18 protein-coding genes and 1 tRNA gene are annotated in these 14708 nt (G+C 63.6%); 6 read left to right on the top strand and 13 right to left on the bottom strand.

The window, feature by feature from the left end:
- Positions 1–9: 9 nt before the first annotated feature.
- Positions 10–552 (bottom strand): TetR/AcrR family transcriptional regulator, encoded by a 543-nt coding sequence (locus tag AAEU42_RS05775; protein WP_342232586.1) that lies wholly within the window; start codon positions 550–552, stop codon positions 10–12.
- A gap of 116 nt (positions 553–668) precedes the next feature.
- On the opposite strand from AAEU42_RS05775, the gene AAEU42_RS05770 reads away from it, so the two are divergent.
- On the top strand, positions 669–1454 hold the full coding sequence (locus AAEU42_RS05770; protein ID WP_342232585.1) for an EFR1 family ferrodoxin: 786 nt from the start codon (positions 669–671) through the stop codon (positions 1452–1454).
- Positions 1451–2227, top strand: coding sequence for a nitroreductase family protein (locus AAEU42_RS05765; protein WP_342232584.1), 777 nt, complete (start codon positions 1451–1453; stop codon positions 2225–2227). Before AAEU42_RS05770 ends, AAEU42_RS05765 begins: the two co-directional genes overlap by 4 nt.
- 117 nt (positions 2228–2344) lie before the next feature.
- Here the strand turns inward: AAEU42_RS05765 and AAEU42_RS05760 are convergent, their stop codons facing one another.
- The 3 genes from AAEU42_RS05760 to AAEU42_RS05750 form a co-directional block, all read right to left on the bottom strand.
- Positions 2345–2584 (bottom strand): heavy-metal-associated domain-containing protein, encoded by a 240-nt coding sequence (locus AAEU42_RS05760; protein ID WP_342232583.1) that lies wholly within the window; start codon positions 2582–2584, stop codon positions 2345–2347.
- A 42-nt stretch (positions 2585–2626) separates the two neighbouring features.
- Complete coding sequence (locus AAEU42_RS05755; RefSeq protein WP_342232582.1) at positions 2627–2845, bottom strand: hypothetical protein; 219 nt, start codon at positions 2843–2845, stop codon at positions 2627–2629.
- A 397-nt stretch (positions 2846–3242) separates the two neighbouring features.
- A tRNA-Ser gene (locus AAEU42_RS05750) sits at positions 3243–3333 on the bottom strand.
- 140 nt (positions 3334–3473) lie between these two features.
- On the opposite strand from AAEU42_RS05750, the gene AAEU42_RS05745 reads away from it, so the two are divergent.
- Positions 3474–3923 (top strand): MarR family winged helix-turn-helix transcriptional regulator, encoded by a 450-nt coding sequence (locus tag AAEU42_RS05745; RefSeq protein WP_342232581.1) that lies wholly within the window; start codon positions 3474–3476, stop codon positions 3921–3923.
- A gap of 1 nt (position 3924) precedes the next feature.
- Positions 3925–4695: a sulfite exporter TauE/SafE family protein gene (locus AAEU42_RS05740; RefSeq protein WP_342232580.1), complete on the top strand. Its 771-nt coding sequence runs from the start codon at positions 3925–3927 to the stop codon at positions 4693–4695.
- A 74-nt stretch (positions 4696–4769) separates the two neighbouring features.
- Here AAEU42_RS05740 and AAEU42_RS05735 read toward each other — a convergent pair whose 3' ends face one another.
- From AAEU42_RS05735 to AAEU42_RS05710, 6 genes are all read right to left on the bottom strand, one after another.
- Positions 4770–5888 (bottom strand): anti-sigma-I factor RsgI family protein, encoded by a 1119-nt coding sequence (locus tag AAEU42_RS05735; protein WP_342232579.1) that lies wholly within the window; start codon positions 5886–5888, stop codon positions 4770–4772.
- A complete protein-coding gene (locus AAEU42_RS05730; protein WP_342232850.1) occupies positions 5872–6471 on the bottom strand; it encodes an RNA polymerase sigma factor in 600 nt (199 codons plus the stop codon). The genes AAEU42_RS05735 and AAEU42_RS05730 overlap by 17 nt, the downstream gene beginning before the upstream one ends.
- A gap of 128 nt (positions 6472–6599) precedes the next feature.
- Positions 6600–7934 carry a stalk domain-containing protein gene (locus tag AAEU42_RS05725; RefSeq protein WP_342232578.1) on the bottom strand — a complete coding sequence of 445 codons (1335 nt, stop codon included), beginning with the start codon at positions 7932–7934 and terminating at the stop codon, positions 6600–6602.
- Positions 7935–8100: 166 nt separating this feature from the next.
- On the bottom strand, positions 8101–9090 hold the full coding sequence (locus AAEU42_RS05720) for an alpha/beta hydrolase (protein WP_342232577.1): 990 nt from the start codon (positions 9088–9090) through the stop codon (positions 8101–8103).
- Between the two features lie 83 nt (positions 9091–9173).
- The gene (locus tag AAEU42_RS05715; protein WP_342232576.1) at positions 9174–9833 is read right to left on the bottom strand and encodes an alpha/beta hydrolase; all 660 of its coding nucleotides are present in this window, start codon (positions 9831–9833) and stop codon (positions 9174–9176) included.
- 1 nt (position 9834) lies between these two features.
- On the bottom strand, positions 9835–10245 hold the full coding sequence (locus AAEU42_RS05710) for a peptide deformylase (protein WP_342232575.1): 411 nt from the start codon (positions 10243–10245) through the stop codon (positions 9835–9837).
- A 144-nt stretch (positions 10246–10389) separates the two neighbouring features.
- On the opposite strand from AAEU42_RS05710, the gene rsmH reads away from it, so the two are divergent.
- Positions 10390–11427, top strand: coding sequence for a 16S rRNA (cytosine(1402)-N(4))-methyltransferase RsmH (gene rsmH / locus AAEU42_RS05705; RefSeq protein WP_342232574.1), 1038 nt, complete (start codon positions 10390–10392; stop codon positions 11425–11427).
- A 107-nt stretch (positions 11428–11534) separates the two neighbouring features.
- Here the strand turns inward: rsmH and AAEU42_RS05700 are convergent, their stop codons facing one another.
- Together AAEU42_RS05700 and AAEU42_RS05695 are read right to left on the bottom strand one after the other, a co-directional pair.
- Positions 11535–11972 (bottom strand): YaiI/YqxD family protein, encoded by a 438-nt coding sequence (locus tag AAEU42_RS05700; RefSeq protein WP_342232573.1) that lies wholly within the window; start codon positions 11970–11972, stop codon positions 11535–11537.
- A gap of 28 nt (positions 11973–12000) precedes the next feature.
- Positions 12001–12231 carry a hypothetical protein gene (locus AAEU42_RS05695; RefSeq protein ID WP_342232572.1) on the bottom strand — a complete coding sequence of 77 codons (231 nt, stop codon included), beginning with the start codon at positions 12229–12231 and terminating at the stop codon, positions 12001–12003.
- A gap of 148 nt (positions 12232–12379) precedes the next feature.
- Here AAEU42_RS05695 and AAEU42_RS05690 point away from each other — a divergent pair, with 148 nt between their 5' ends.
- Positions 12380–13708, top strand: a complete 1329-nt coding sequence (locus tag AAEU42_RS05690) for an FAD-dependent oxidoreductase (protein WP_342232571.1) — start codon at positions 12380–12382, stop codon at positions 13706–13708.
- Between the two features lie 18 nt (positions 13709–13726).
- Here the strand turns inward: AAEU42_RS05690 and AAEU42_RS05685 are convergent, their stop codons facing one another.
- Positions 13727–14554 carry a TrmH family RNA methyltransferase gene (locus AAEU42_RS05685; RefSeq protein ID WP_342232570.1) on the bottom strand — a complete coding sequence of 276 codons (828 nt, stop codon included), beginning with the start codon at positions 14552–14554 and terminating at the stop codon, positions 13727–13729.
- Between the last annotated feature and the right edge of the window lie 154 nt (positions 14555–14708).

Raw genomic sequence — 14708 nt, 5'->3', positions numbered from 1 at the left:
GCCGAAGGGTTATGACTCTATGGAAGGATTGATTAGGCCCGCGATTCGCAAAAATTCATCCGCCATGGCTTCCGGCGTTTCCTTCGTTCCATGTTCCAGCCAGTGGAGCATCATGTTATAAAAGGCCCCTGAAAAATAGTAAAGCTCGTATTTCGATATGGAATTGACCGGCATATCTCCATAGGCGTCGATCTCACAGTCGGTAATGATGTCCAACAGCGTGACCGACATCTTGGCGCGGTGAAAGGCCAAAACGATCTCGGCGTTTTCCCGGTAGAACCGGAATTTGTACAGCATGGCCTCCCGGCTGTGAAAATCCTCGCTCCGGCACCCGTTTCCCTCATGGTAGCGCGCCGCCATGCACTGGATGCCATAATCGATCAGTTCTTCCACAGACTTGAAATTGCGGTAAAAGGAGGCCCGGGCGACGCCCGACTTTTCAATCAGCTCCGTAACGGTCAGCTTGGACCAGTCCTTGTGCCCCGCAAACTCGATCAGCGCGGAAAACAGGCGGTCCTTCACTCTTTCATTGGCCGCTTTTCTTTTGTCCATGATACAATTCCCCTCGATTTGTCTCAGGTTGGCGCATTGACAGCCAGACAATATATGATACAATATGTATCATATTGGACGGTTTCTTTTTTGTCAAGCGTCAAGAGGAGGACAATATGGTTTTGTATTTCAGCGGGACCGGAAACAGCCAGTTCGCGGCGCTCCGGCTGGCGGAGGGGATCGGGGACAATGAAGTGGTTTCGATCAACCGCCATTTGAAAGAGGGAAAGCATGCAGCCCTTCGCTCGGAGCGTCCGCTGGTCTTTGTGGCCCCGACTTACTGCTGGCGCATGCCCAAGGTTGTGGAGCGGTGGATCATGGACACCGGTTTTGAGGGCTGTCAAGACGCCTACTTTGTATTGACCTGCGGCGGCGACTGCGGAAACGCCGCCGCTCACGCGGAAAAGCTGTGCGCAAAGAAGGGCCTGCGGTTTTGCGGGCTGGCTTCGGTGGTCATGCCGGAGAACTATTTGGCTCTTTTTCCCACGCCTGATGAGGCGGAATGCCGGTCGATCATGGGCCGCGCGCTGCCGCAGATCGCCGGGGTGGCGGAACGGATCAGGGCCGGCCAGTGCTTTCCCAAGCCCTCCGTGTCCCTTGTAAGCAGGTTGGAAAGCGGCCCGGTCAATCCGCTGTTTTACGCCTTTTGCGTACATGATAAGGGGTTTGCCGTTTCAGAGCGATGTGTTTCCTGCGGAAAATGCGCCGCCCGGTGTCCCTTGAACAACATCGAACTGGTGGCGGGGAGACCCACGTGGCGGGGGAACTGCACGCACTGCATGGCGTGTATCGGCGGCTGCCCCACAGCGGCAATCACATACAAGGCAAAATCCGGGGCGCGGAATCAATACTATATCATGGACGATACCTTGTGCTGGGAAAGCGGGGAACAGGAGCGTTGAAGAAAAAACACATTATCCGGATCGACTCTGAAAAATGTATTGGATGCGGCCTGTGCCGGGCGGACTGCCCGGCGGGCAATCTTTTGGTGAAAAACGGAACGGCCAGGGTTTTGACGCAGGACTGCATCCTGTGCGGGCACTGCGTGGCGGTCTGTCCCAAGGCCGCCGTCTCCATCACGGGCTTTGACGCGCCGCCGGAGGAGATCGGGGGGCCCGCCCCGCTGGATCCCGGGGCGCTGCTTGACGCCCTCAAGACCAGAAGGAGCATCCGGCAGTTTACGGCCCGGCAGGTCGAGCCGGATCTCATCGCGCGGATCATCGAAGCCGGACGCCTGACGCCGACCGGCGGAAACGCCCAGGACGTCTCGTTCCTTGTGCTGAGGGATGAGATGGAACAAATGGAGCGGTTGGCGGTGCGCCTGTTTCGGCGGATTCTTCCACTGGCGAAACTGGCGAGCGCCATGGCTGGGCGCATGACGATTGACGACCACTTCTTCTTCAAAAAGGCGCCTGCGGCAATCGTCGTTGTGTCGCGGGATAAGGTGAATGGAGCCCTTGCCGCGGCCAATATGGCGCTGATGGCGGAGGCCTGCGGACTGGGCGTGCTGTACAGCGGATTTTTCTGCATGGCTGCCGGTCATTCCCGCCCGCTGCGTAAGGCGCTGGGCCTGGGGCGCGGGGAGAAGGCCGTTGCCACCTTGGTGCTTGGCTATTCCGGCGTCACCTATCACCGCACCGCACAAAAAGAGGCGGCTTCCATCCGGTGGTTTTGATTGGAACAGCGTTTTCACGATCTGCTTTTGTCATAGGATAACTGTCAACCCGGCGGCCGGGCTGTGACAGAGAAGGCCCCCGCCGCCTGGATTGAGGTCCGGGCGGCGGGGGCGCTTTTATTCCGTGATCTGCTCCATGGTTACGCTCTCGATATGGTGGCCCAAATCTTCCAGCTTCCGCTGGATCTTGTTCTGCGTCACGCCCGTATCGTCGAAGTCGACGGATATCTGGTTCTTCGCGCTGTTTATGCTGACAGACATAACGCCCGGAAGGGCATCCAGACCGCGCTTCAGCTCTTTGGAATCGTGCTTGCCGGCAATTTTGCCCACCGAAAAGTAAGCGCTGCTGTGTGACATGATTTTCACCCCGGAGTTAGTATTTCCGGGATGGGCCGACTTTTATGACACCAAAAAACGTTTCGTTTCAGCGGTGACGGCGTAGCGGGCATAGATCTCCGGCCGCTCCTCTTTGAGAGACTTCGTGTCCAGACGGACGCTGGACACCGTCTGCCAGGAGATTTTGTAATCGGTGGTCATGATTTGCTCCACGCCGCGGCGCAGCATCTCCTCCTTCACTTCGGATTGGATGGCGTCAATGTTGTGCTGAAGTTCTTCCACCTCCCGTTTATACTTTTTCAATTCCTTTATTTTTGAGTTCAACACCTCGTCAGTCACGATACCAACTCCCATCAGTTTCAGATGCTAAACTGTATGAGGGGGCCCGGCCTTTGATGCGAACTGGCGTGCTCCGAAGGACCGAATAGGGGAAAGCGCATACTCTGTCCCCGTGTTCAGCCCCGGAGCCGGGGCCGTCAAAGAGACGCAGACGGAGCTGGACAGGGAAGAGAAACGATGAAACAAAAAGCCCCCCGCCGCCTGAAAGAGAATCCAGGCGGCGGGGGCTTTTTGCTTCATTCCTGCGGCGTGGGGAGCATATGGCGGCAACGCCTGCCGCAAAGCATGGAAAAACCCTTGCTGCCACTCATTTCCTTAGTGACAGCAAGGGTTCCGGTTCTGGCGGAGTGGGAGGGATTCGAACCCTCGAGCCGTGTTAGCGGCTACACGATTTCCAATCGTGCTCGTTATGACCACTTCGATACCACTCCAGATATTTACGTGGACAGCGAAAATTATTATAACAGATTTCCGGGAATAGTCAAGGCCTAAATCAAAAAAAGAGGAATTGACAAGAAAATACAGTATAGTTATAATTATAACGGTTTTATTTGAAACAGGAAGTGAGCACATGCGGGAAATGCTGCAATATGCCAGCCGGTTCCGGCGGCTGTACCAAAAGAGTTTTCAACCTCTGGGGGAGGAGTGGGGGCTGTCCCAGCTGGAGATGGACATGCTCCTTTTTCTGCACAACAACCCGGAGCGGAACACCGCCCGGGATATGGTGGCCCTGCGAGGCTTCGCCAAGTCCAACGTCTCCACGGCGGTGGACGCCCTGGAGCGGGACGGCTGGCTGAGGGTGGCCCCCGATCCGGACAGCAGGCGGATGAAGCGGCTCTTCCTTCGACCGGAGCGGCAGGCGGCGGTGACGGCCATGGCCCAGTGCCAGGAGCGGTGCTTTTCCGCGGTCCTGGCGGGCTTTACCAAGGAGGAGCTGGCGGGGCTGCGGGAGCTGATGCTCCGGCTGGACGCCAACGTCCGGCATGCGCTGGGAGAGCTGGAACAGAAGGGCGGCCGCTGAGATGGGATACACCTTTGTCATCTGTTTCATCGCCGGTATCGGGGCCGGGCTGGGCACCGGCTTTGCCGGGATGAGCGCGGCGGCAGTGATCAGCCCCATGCTGATCACCTTTCTCCACATGGAGCCCTATACGGCGGTGGGGATCGCGCTGGCCAGCGACGTGCTGGCCAGCGCCGTATCGGCCTATACCTACGGCAGGAACAAGAACCTGGACGTGCGCAACGGCCTTGTGATGATGGCCTCCGTCCTCTGCTTCACCCTGGTGGGGAGCTATGTTTCCAGCCTGGTGCCGGGGACCGCCATGGGGGGCTTTTCCACCTGCATGACCCTGCTGCTGGGGATCAAATTCATCGTGCGGCCCGTTATGACCACCAAGGAGAACATGAAAGCGGTGGAGCCGAGGAAGCGGTTTATCCAGTCGGTGCTCTGCGGGGCCGTGGTAGGCTCCATCTGCGGCTTTGTGGGCGCGGGGGGCGGCATGATGATGCTCCTCATCCTCACCAGCGTTCTGGGCTATGAGCTGAAGACCGCCGTGGGGACCAGCGTGTTCATCATGACCTTTACCGCCTTTACCGGGGCTGCCAGCCATTTTGCCATCGGGGGCGCCCCCGACCTGTGGAGCCTGGTCTTCTGCGTGCTGAGCACCCTCCTGTGGGCCAGAGTGGCCGCCCGGTTTGCCAACAAGGCTGATCCCATCGTCCTCAACCGGGCCACCGGCGTAGTCCTCACCGTCCTGGGCGCGGCCATTTTGGCGGTGAACTATCTGAGCTGAGAGATACGAAAAAGAGCGGGAGGCCCATATGGGCCTCCCGCTCTTTGCGCGCCGGGCGATGGGACCGGCGGCGGTCAATCATCGTCGTCGTCATCCTCGTCCCGGCCGTGGCGGTCTTTTTTTCCGTTATCGTCGTCCTGGCCGTCCCAGCCGTCGTCTCTATCCTCGTCGTCATCATCCCGGTCATCGTTTCTGTCCTTATCGTCATCCTCCCTGTCATCGTCCCAGTCTTTCTCGTTGTCGTCCTGGTCATCGTCTCTGTCCTCATCATCGTCATCCCGGTCGCCGTCCGCATCCTCCAGCCGCTCTTCCAGGTCCTCCGCCAGGTCCCGCAGCTGTTTGACGCTCATCGTCTGGAGCCTGCCGGGATCCAGGGTGGGGTCAAGGGAGAGCAGGTAATTGATCCAAAAATTCTTGCCGTTGGAGGGATCCGGCCTGGGCGTCGGCGCAGGTGAGGGAGGCGGCTCCGGCGCAGCGGTGGGCCGGGGCGTCGGGGTGGGCTGGGGTACCGGGGTGGGAGCGGGCGTTGGCGCGGGGGTGGAAACGGGGGCCTGAGTGGGGACGGGCGTGGGCATTGGCACGGCCTCCTGAGAGGAGGCCGGCGGGGCGGGAGACGGAGAGGCGGGTGTGGTGGAGATGGTGACGCTCTGATCCTCCGGAAGGGCGCTGAGCACGTCCTGGGAGACCCGCTCCTCCAGGGAGAGGGCACGGCTGGCGCTGGCGGCGGATACCGTGATGTGGACCGTGCCGGTGCCGTCCACAAAATAATCGTGCTGTACGATGGAGCCGATGATGGCGCTGACGGCGGTGTCCAGATCCACGTTTTTCAGCTCCAGCGTGCTGAGAATGGCTTCCCCGTCGGCATTGAGGGCCTTCGCCTCCAGGACCCGGTCCAGCAGATTGGTGGTCAGCTCAATGCTGGGGTTGACCTGGATCCCAATGCGGGCGGCGGGGTGGTAGTAACCCGCCACCCCGCCGCACAGGAGGGCCAGGCAGAGCCCGGCGGCCACGGCCAGCCGCCGCGGGACGCCGGAGCGGCGGACGGCGGGACGTTCTTCCCGCGGGAAAAGGCTCTCGTAATAGGCGGGGGAGGTGAGGGGGGCCGAGGCGGCGGCCTGGCGCAGATCGGGGAGGGATTGGTCCACCCCCCGGGCGAGCAGCTCCTCCAGCGCCCGGTTATTTCGTTTTTTCACGCAGGTCCACCTCCTCGTCTGCCGCCTCCAGCTGGCGGCGCAGTTTTCGCAGGGCCCGGTTGTACTTGGAGAGCACGGTGGACAGCGGCCGCCCCAGCATCGCGGCGATCTCCCGGTGCTTCAGGCCGGAGACGGCGTGGAGGAGCACGATCTCCCGCTCCTGCCCGTCCAGGATCCGCAGGGCCTCCCGCAGGGCCAGGGCGGCGGTGGGGTCGCTGTCGTCGGCCAGCTCCAGCGGGGGGAGGTCCTCCAGAGGGGCCTCCCGCCCCGACCGGCGCTGCTGCATCCGGACGGCGTTGCGGGCGATGGTGAAGATCCAGGCCAGGGGCTTGCCCTGGGGGCGGTACTGCCCCGCGCAGGTGCGGATGGCCAGATAGGTGTCCATCATGGCGTCCTGGGCGTCCTGGGAATTGCGGGTCAGGGAGAGGGCGAAGGCGTAGAGGGAGCGGGCGGTCAGGCGGTAGAGGGCGTCAAAGTCCTCCGCCCGCCCCTGGGCCACCCCCAGGAGGAGCCGTTCACAGGCCCCGTCGGAGAGGGCATCCCGCGCCCGGGCGGAGGCGGATTCCATGGCCAGCCAGAGCATCACGCGCGCATCCCTCCTCAAACAACTGACTTTTTCTCAGTGTATCAGAATCGGGACGCCTCCGCAATCCCCCGCGCGCTTGGAAAGAGGGCGGGCCGCTGTGGGCCCGCCCCCATGGCGCGGAGGGATCAATCGTCGTCTTCGTCGTCCCAGCCCTTGTGCCAGCCGCGGTCGTGATGGTCGTCGTCCCAGTCGTCGTCGATGCCCGCCTTCTCCAGGAAATCCTCGGCCTTATCCAAGGTGTCCTCGGCCTTGTCCAGATCCCGGAGCAGCTCCCATCTGGCCTGGCGGCCCAGCTTGGAGCTGTCCTCAATGGCGTCCTCCAGGTGGTCGATCTCATCGGAGAGGGCCTCCACCTGGGACATCAGGGCCCGGCCGGAGTCGGTGTCGCCGGAGTGGGAGGTGAAGTGGTCCCGGCACTGGACGAACAGGGCGTCGGTGCGGTCCCTGAGGGCGGCGATCTGGTTGGAATAGGCCTCGGTATCCTGATTGGCCCAGCTGTCGTCGGGCTTGGACTGGGAACCGGTCCAGCCGGCCTGGGCCTGGTCCAGGGTCGCCTTATAGTCCTTGCAGGCGATGTCCAGCACGTCGGCGGCGGCCACCAGCTCGTTATACTCCGCGTAGCTGATGGCGGACTGGCGCAGGCTGTCGTTCAGGGCGATCTGGAGGGCGGTGACGTCACTGCGGAAGGTTTTCCAGTCCTCCCGGGCGTTGGCGTCGGCGGTCTTCCAGGCGTTGTAGTCCTTGGCGGAGGCGGCGGAGTCCACCAGCCTCTTCAGCGCGGCCCGGTCCTTCTCCAGATGGTCGGCCTCGGCCCGAAGGGTCTGGTAGGTGCTTCCGGCGTCAATGCCGTACTTGGAGATCAGGTCCTTGGCCAGCGTGACCAGACGGCTGTCCAGGGTGTTCATCCGGTCGTTCAGGGCGTCCCGCTGGGCCTTGGTCAAAAGCTCCAGCCGGTAGGCCTCGCTCAGGTCCACCTGCATCTCCCGCAGGTCGTCCACCAGGGACAGGCGGCGGTCCTCCAGGCGGCGGTAGATGGTCAGGTTCTCGCCGTAGGTCCCGGCCTTATCGGCGGCGTCACGGTCGGCGATGAGATTGACGTAGCGGGCCTCCAGCTTCTCCGCCCGGCGAGTCAGGGCGCCGGCGGTCAGCTCCTCGGGCGGGGTCTCGGTCTTGGGGCTCAGGGATACGGTCTGGGTCTTGGAATCCCAGAGGACCTCCTGGTCCAGCAGCCCGCCGATGGCCCGGATGGGCAGGTAGGTGGAGCCGCCGTATTCGATGGGGTAGACCACGTCGCCGTTTTTGTCGTACATGGTCTGTTTCTCGCCGTTGACTTCCACGCTGATGTCGGGACGCAGGGTGGCGGTGATGGACTGGATGCCGGTGGCCGCCGCGGCGCCCAGGGTCAGGGCCCCGGCCAGCAGGCAGACGGCGGCGGGGGTGCGCATAGAGATCCGTTTCATAGTGATACCATCCTTTCAGATCGTGTGGTTCGTGTGGGGAGCCGGTTTTCCGTCTCTGCCCTGATAATGCGGGAGGGGGCCCTTTTATCGCGGGTATTTGAAAAATATTTTAAAGTTTTGCGGGACACAAAAAAGACCGCCCGAAGGCGGTCTTTTCAAAGGGGGATCAGCCGGGACAGCCGGACTCCCGTTTCTCCCGGTTTTTCCGGTCGATCCAGCCGGTGGAGGCATCCATGGCCGCCCGGCAGGCATTGGTCTGGTCCAGGGCGTTGAGCATGACGAAGTCGTGGATCATCCCGCGGAAACGGATGGAGGCCACGTCTACCCCGGCCAGACGGAGCTTGTCGGCGTAAGCCTCCCCCTCGTCCCGCAGCACGTCGCACTCGCCGTTCAGGATCATGGCGTCGGGCAGGCCCTCCAGGTCTTGAAGGGAGGCGCGCAGGGGGGAGGCGGTGATCTGGCGGCGGGCGGCCTCCGAGGGGGCGTACTGGTCCCAGAACCACTGCATCCCCGCCCGGTAGAGGTAAAAGCCGGAGGCGAACTCCCGGTAGGAGGGTGTGTCGAAGGAGGCGTTGGTGACGGGGTAGTAGAGCAGCTGCTTGTGGATGGCGGGGCCCTGGCGGAATTTGGCCATGAGGGTCATGACAGCGGCCATGTTCCCGCCCACGCTGTCCCCGGCCACAGTGAGGGTGGCGGGGTCGAACTGGAATCCGGCCAGCTCGGCCAGCCGGGGAAGCTGACAGAGGATGGAGTAGCACTGTTCGATGGCGGTGGGGTACCGGGCCTCGGGGGAGAGGCTGTACTCCGGGAAGATGACGATGGAACGGGTCCGCCCGGCCAGCTCCCGCACCAGCTTTTCGTGGGTGCGGAGATTGCCGAAGACCCAGCCCGCGCCGTGGATGTAAAAGATGACGTCCGCGGGGGTCCGGGTCTCCTCCGGGGTGACGACATACACGGGCAGACGGCCCCAGGGTCCGGTGTCCGCGTGATAGCTGTCGATCTTGGCGGGCCACATGGGGACCGGGGAGGCCTGGGCGGCGTCCAGGGCGGCCCGCCCCTGCTCCGGCGGGAGCTGGAAGATGAGCGGCGGCTTGGCGTTCTCCACGCAGACCTGCACGGCGGCCGGCTCCAGGAGCGCGTATTTTCGGATATTCAAGACGGTTCCCTCCCGATTTCAAATCACAATGACATACCCATTGTATTCCGGGAAAAGGGGAGGGGTGTTTTGAAAATGCTGGCTCAGAAGAGGGCCGAAATGCCCTTGGCGATCCGCTCCGGGACGTCTTTGAAATGTCCGCCCTGGTTCCACTCCAGGGTCACGGGGACGCCTTGGGCCTGGAGCAGCCCGGCGGCCTGGCGGGTGCGCTCCTCCACCGACGCCAGCCGGGGGTTCCCGGCCGCCTTCTCCCGGTCGCCCAGGGAGAGGACCACTTTTTCCAGCGGCCTGGGAAAGGTGTGGGTCTCCATGTACGTCACAAATCCGTCGAACCAGAGGGAGCCGGACAGGCTGGCCGCCCGGTCAAAGAGGTCCCCCTGGTAGACCGCCCACAGGGCGAACAGCCCGGCCAGGGAGTAGCCCGCGATGCCCCGGGAGCGGGGGAGGAACCCCAATTCCCCCTCCACGGCGGGGAGAAGGCGGCGGGTCAGTTCCTCCAGAAAGAGAGGGGCGCCCCCGCCGAAGTCCTTTCCCCCGCGAAAGGCCCGTGGGGCGGGCCAGGGGGAGAGGTCCCTCTCCCAGTCCATGCCGCTCACCGCGGCCAGGGCGGGCCTGGGCTCCGGGAGGAGCCGCCAGACCTCCTCCGCCTCCCGGGGAGAGAGAGGGCAGTACACAAGATCCCGGCTGTCGGGAGCCTGAAAAAGGCGGACCGTATAGGGGGAGAGCTCCATCATTTTTTCCATATCAGATCAGCACCCCGTCACAGTGGTCGATCTCGTGCTGGATGATCTGGGCCGTCCAGCCGGTGAAGGTTTTCAGCCGGATCTGGAAATCCTCGTTCTGGTACCGCACCTTGATGGAGCGGTACCGCCTGGCCCGGCGGACGCCGGGGAGGGAGAGGCACCCCTCCTCCGCCTCATAGGGGCCGGAGCGTTTGACGATCTCCGGGTTGAACATGAGGAGATAGCTCCCCTCGTTGTCGAAGGCGATGATGCGCCTGGATACCCCGATCATATTGGCGGCCATCCCCACGCATCCTCCGGCGTTGGAGCGCAGGGTATCCAGCAAATCCTCCGCCGCGGCGCGGTCCGCCTGGGTGGCGGGGGAGGAGGGGAGGGCGAGAAAAAGGGGGTCTTTCATGATGTCTCTGACCATGGCGTTTCCTCCGTTTGTCTGGTATGATATCTGATTCTACCACATATCCCGGATTTGGGGTAGGGCCGTCCCCCGGCGGCCCGCCCTTCTCTTTCCGGCGGTTTTGTGGTATGATATCCACCACGAGAGAAGGAGCTGATCGCCATGGAGCAGGAGCACAAGCGCCGCGTCCGCTATCAGGGGACCCACCCCCGGAACTTTCAGGAGAAATACAAGGAGCTGAACCCCGAGAAGTACCGGTCCGACGTGGAGAAGATCATCCAAAGCGGTAAGACCCCCGCCGGGATGCATATCCCCATCATGGTGGAGGAGATTTTGGACGTGCTCCAGATCCAGCCGGGCATGACGGGCTATGACGCCACCCTGGGCTACGGCGGCCACACCCGGAAAATGCTGGAGCAGCTCCAGGGGCAAGGCCATCTCTACTCCACCGACGTGGACCCGGTGGAGTCGGAAAAGACCCGGGCCCGTCTGGCGGAGCTGGGGTACGGCCCTGAGATATTGACCATCCGCCGCATGAACTTCTCCCAGGTGGATCAGGTGGCCCCCGGTGAGGCCTTTGATTTCGTCCTGGCGGACCTGGGGGTCTCCTCCATGCAGATCGACGATCCCGGGCGGGGCTTTACCTTCAAGCGGGACGGCCCCCTGGACCTGCGGCTGGACCCCACCACCGGCATCACCGCCGCCCAGCGGCTGCGGGAGCTGGACGAGGAGGAGCTGACGGCCCTGCTGGTGGAGAACGCCGACGAGCCCTACGCCGAACGGATCGCCAAAGGCGTCCTGGGGACCCTCAAGGGGGGCGGGCGCGTGGAGACCACCCGGCAGCTGGCGGCCATTGTGGAGGAGGCCCTCTCATTCCTGCCCCAGGCGGAGCGGAAGGAGGCGGTGAAGAAGTCCTGCCAGCGGACCTTCCAAGCCCTGCGCATCGACGTCAACAGCGAGTTCGAGGCGCTGTACGCCTTTTTGGAGAAGCTGCCCGGCGTGCTGAAGAGCGGGGGCCGGGCGGCGGTGCTGACCTTCCACTCCGGAGAGGACCGGCTGGTAAAAAAGGCCTTCAAGCAGCACTTGCGGGAGGGGCTCTACCGGGAGATCGCAGGGGACGTCACCCGCCCCTCCGCCCAGGAGTGCTTTCAAAACCCACGGGCCCGTTCCACCAAGCTGCGCTGGGCTGTCAGGGCATAGGGGCAAAAAGAAAAGGGGCCCGGAGCGAGATGCGCTCCGGGCCCCTTTTTTGAGGCGGCTTTGATGGGATGCCCCGGCATGAGCCGAAGCCCCGCCCGGGAGCGGTCTCAGGGGGTTTCGTCCAGAAGCCGCTCCAGAGTCGCGGCGAAGGCGCGGTCCTGGTCCGGCCCACGGCGGGCGGGGCCTTTCAGGCGCCCGCCGGCACGGCTGATCTTTTGAAAGGTGTGCCGGGCCAGCAGCAGGGCGTCGATGTTGCCGGAGGTATATTCCATGCCGTTCTGGTCCAGGGCCCTGGCCCGCCGGGCCAGGCACATGGCCGCCAGGCCGTGATCCTGGGTGACGGCGATATCTCCGGGCCGCAGGAGGTTTACCAGGGCGAAATCCACGCTGTCCGCCCCCTTGGATACGGTGAGGGTGGCGGCCCCGGGCTTTTCAAAGACGTGGGAGGTATCGCAGAGGATGAGGCATTCCACCCCTCGTCTGCGGGCGATGGACAGGGTCAGGTCCACCACGGGACAGCCGTCGGCGTCGATCAAAATGCGCATGGGCCTCATCCTCTCCTGAAAATCCGGGTCAATCCAGTTCATCCAGCCGGTCCAGGATCTCGTCGGCCAGATCCTCCAGCTCCTCGTGGCGGTCGCCCCAGATCTCGTATTCCTCACTCTCCATGTCCCCGGGCTCCTCTTCGTCCAGCCGGGCGATCTGGGCCCGGACATCCCGCAGAAAAGCGGACAGCCCCTCCCTGTCCATGCTGTCCAGGCCGGGGGTCTGAGCGTATTGGCTGAAGTCGATGATGTCTGCCATGTTGGCGCCTTCCTTTCCCTGAGTGGAAATGTGTCCCTATCATAATACCACAGGAGCGGGGAAAAAGGGCCCCGCCTCTTATTTCCGTGAAACGGGTTATACTAAAGTCTGTCTTTAAGGCAACTGAGCGGAAAGAGAGGACCGGAAAATGAAAGAAGGAACCGTCCACCCCAAATCCCTATGGAGCGCTTCCGTCACGCCGCGAAGGTTCGAAAGCCTGAACGGGGACCTGAAGGTCCAGGTCCTTGTGATCGGCGGAGGCATGGCGGGAGTCCTGTGCGCCTATATGCTCCAGCGGGCCGGGGTGGCCTGCGCCCTGGTGGAGGCGGACACCGTCTGCGGCGGGGTCACCAAAAACACCACCGCCAAGATCACCTCCCAGCACGGGCTCATCTATCACAAGCTGGTCAAGCGGTTCGGCCCGGAGACGGCGGCGCTGTACCTCCGGGCCAATCAGGAGGCCCTGCGGGCCTATGGAGAGCTCTGCGAGGGCATCGACTGCGATTTTGAGCGGCGGAACGCCTTCGTCTATTCCCTGGACGATCCCCAGGCCGTTGAGGACGAGATGGAGGCCCTCCGGCGGCTGGACTTTCCCGCGGAGTTTGTGGGCCAGCTCCCCCTGCCCTTTCCCGTGGCGGGCGCCGTCCGGTTCCCGGATCAGGCCCAGTTCAATCCGCTGAAATTTGTCCACGGGATCACCGAAGGGCTGGAGATCTACGAGCACACCATGGTGCGGGAGGTGGCGGGACACAGGGCGGTCACGGACCGGGGCACCATCACGGCGGAACAGATCATCGTGGCGACCCACTTTCCCTTTCTCAATCTGCGGGGCAGCTACTTTTTGAAGCTGTACCAGCACCGCTCCTATGTGATTGCCCTGGAGGGCGCACCGGACGTGGGAGGCATGTACGTGGACGACGCCCTCAAGGGGATGTCCTTCCGCAATTTTGAACATTTACTGCTCATTGGGGGCGGAGACCACCGCACGGGGAAGAGCGGGGGGAACTGGGAGGAGCTCAGCCGGTTCGCCGCCCGCCATTATCCCAACGCCAAGGAGCGGTACCGCTGGTCCACCCAGGACTGCATGACGCTGGACGACGTGCCGTATATCGGCCGCTATTCCAAAAATACGCCGGGGCTGTATGTGGCCGCCGGCTTCAACAAATGGGGCATGACCTCCTCCATGGCGGCCGCCCTGGTGCTGACCGATCTGATCACGGGGAAGGAGAACCCCTATGCCGGGGTGTTTTCCCCCTCCAGGAGCATGCTCCGGCCCCAGCTGGCGCTCAACGCTATGGAGGCCGCGGTGGACCTGCTGACCCCCACGGCCCCACGCTGTCCCCACATGGGATGCGCGCTGAAATGGAACGGGGCGGAGCGCTCCTGGGACTGCCCCTGCCACGGCTCCCGCTTCAGGGAGGGGGGAAAACTGATCGACAACCCGGCCACGGGCGGCATCCGGCCCCGCCGCCCGTAAGGGCCCTGGGGGGAACCCTCAGCGGGCCCTCAGCTGCCAAAAAGCCACGGCGCTGGCCGCCGCCACGTTTAGGGAATCCACCTGGTGGGACATGGGGATGCACACGGTGTAGTCGCAGGCGGCGATGGTGCGCTCCGACAGGCCGTCCCCCTCGGTGCCCAGGACGATGGCCAGCTTTTCCTCCGCCATGAGCCGGGGGTCCTCGATGCTGACGGCGGTATCGCTGAGGGCCATGGCGGCTGTCTGGAAGCCCAGCGCCCGCAGGCGGTCGATCCCTGGCCGGGGCCAGTGGGCAGGCTCGCTGCCGATGCGGGTCCACGGGATCTGGAACACGGTGCCCATGCTGACCCGCACCGCCCGCCGGTGCAGGGGGTCGCAGCAGGTGGGCGTGACCAGCAGGGCGTCCACGTGCAGCGCCGCGGCGGAGCGGAAGATGGCGCCCACGTTGGTGGGGTCCACGATGCCCTCCAGCACCGCCACCCGGCGGGCCCCGGCGCACAGCGCCTCAACGCCGGGCAGCGGGGGGCGGCGCATGGCGCACAGCACGCCTCGGGTCAGGGGGTAGCCGGTGAGCTGGGCCAGCAGGTCCCGCCCGGCGGTATAGACGGGGGCCTCTCCGCAGCGGGCCAGGATGTCCCGGGCCGGTCCGTCGATCTGCCTGCGCTCCATCAAAAGGGAGACGGGTTCGTACCCGGCGTCCAGGGCGTGGCCGATCACCTTCGGGCTCTCCGCGATGAAGAGGCCCTTCTCCGGCTCCCGGCGGTTGAGCAGCTGCGCCTGGGTAAGACGGGCAAAGATGTCCAGCTCCGGCAGAGAAAAGTCGGTTATTTCTATGATATTGGGCATGGTGGGCTCCTTTCGGGGACATGGGAGTTTCGAACCGCCCGCCCCTGTGCCGGGGGGAAGCGGCCAAAGGGCTGTACGGATATAAGGGAAAATCATGGGGAGACGGGTCGAGTTCCCTGCGCTTCCACAGCGGCGGCAGAACTTGCCGGTGTCT

Source organism: Pseudoflavonifractor phocaeensis (assembly GCF_038439875.1).
Lineage (GTDB): Bacteria > Bacillota > Clostridia > Oscillospirales > Oscillospiraceae > Vermiculatibacterium.
Note: the sequence above shows the minus strand (reverse complement) of the source record. Positions and strands in the feature narration are given on the sequence as shown.

Excerpts from the sequence above, each read along its gene's own strand:
- AAEU42_RS05760 (WP_342232583.1), bottom strand. The coding sequence starts at position 2,584 with ATGTCACACAGCAGCGCTTACTTTTCGGTGGGCAAAATTGCCGGCAAG.
- rsmH (WP_342232574.1), top strand. The coding sequence starts at position 10,390 with ATGGAGCAGGAGCACAAGCGCCGCGTCCGCTATCAGGGGACCCACCCC.
- AAEU42_RS05745 (WP_342232581.1), top strand. The coding sequence starts at position 3,474 with ATGCGGGAAATGCTGCAATATGCCAGCCGGTTCCGGCGGCTGTACCAA.
- AAEU42_RS05770 (WP_342232585.1), top strand. The coding sequence starts at position 669 with ATGGTTTTGTATTTCAGCGGGACCGGAAACAGCCAGTTCGCGGCGCTC.
- AAEU42_RS05685 (WP_342232570.1), bottom strand. The coding sequence starts at position 14,554 with ATGCCCAATATCATAGAAATAACCGACTTTTCTCTGCCGGAGCTGGAC.
- AAEU42_RS05715 (WP_342232576.1), bottom strand. The coding sequence starts at position 9,833 with ATGGAAAAAATGATGGAGCTCTCCCCCTATACGGTCCGCCTTTTTCAG.
- AAEU42_RS05690 (WP_342232571.1), top strand. The coding sequence starts at position 12,380 with ATGAAAGAAGGAACCGTCCACCCCAAATCCCTATGGAGCGCTTCCGTC.
- AAEU42_RS05740 (WP_342232580.1), top strand. The coding sequence starts at position 3,925 with ATGGGATACACCTTTGTCATCTGTTTCATCGCCGGTATCGGGGCCGGG.
- AAEU42_RS05725 (WP_342232578.1), bottom strand. The coding sequence starts at position 7,934 with ATGAAACGGATCTCTATGCGCACCCCCGCCGCCGTCTGCCTGCTGGCC.
- AAEU42_RS05775 (WP_342232586.1), bottom strand. The coding sequence starts at position 552 with ATGGACAAAAGAAAAGCGGCCAATGAAAGAGTGAAGGACCGCCTGTTT.
- AAEU42_RS05700 (WP_342232573.1), bottom strand. The coding sequence starts at position 11,972 with ATGCGCATTTTGATCGACGCCGACGGCTGTCCCGTGGTGGACCTGACC.
- AAEU42_RS05695 (WP_342232572.1), bottom strand. The coding sequence starts at position 12,231 with ATGGCAGACATCATCGACTTCAGCCAATACGCTCAGACCCCCGGCCTG.
- AAEU42_RS05730 (WP_342232850.1), bottom strand. The coding sequence starts at position 6,471 with ATGCTCTGGCTGGCCATGGAATCCGCCTCCGCCCGGGCGCGGGATGCC.
- AAEU42_RS05710 (WP_342232575.1), bottom strand. The coding sequence starts at position 10,245 with ATGGTCAGAGACATCATGAAAGACCCCCTTTTTCTCGCCCTCCCCTCC.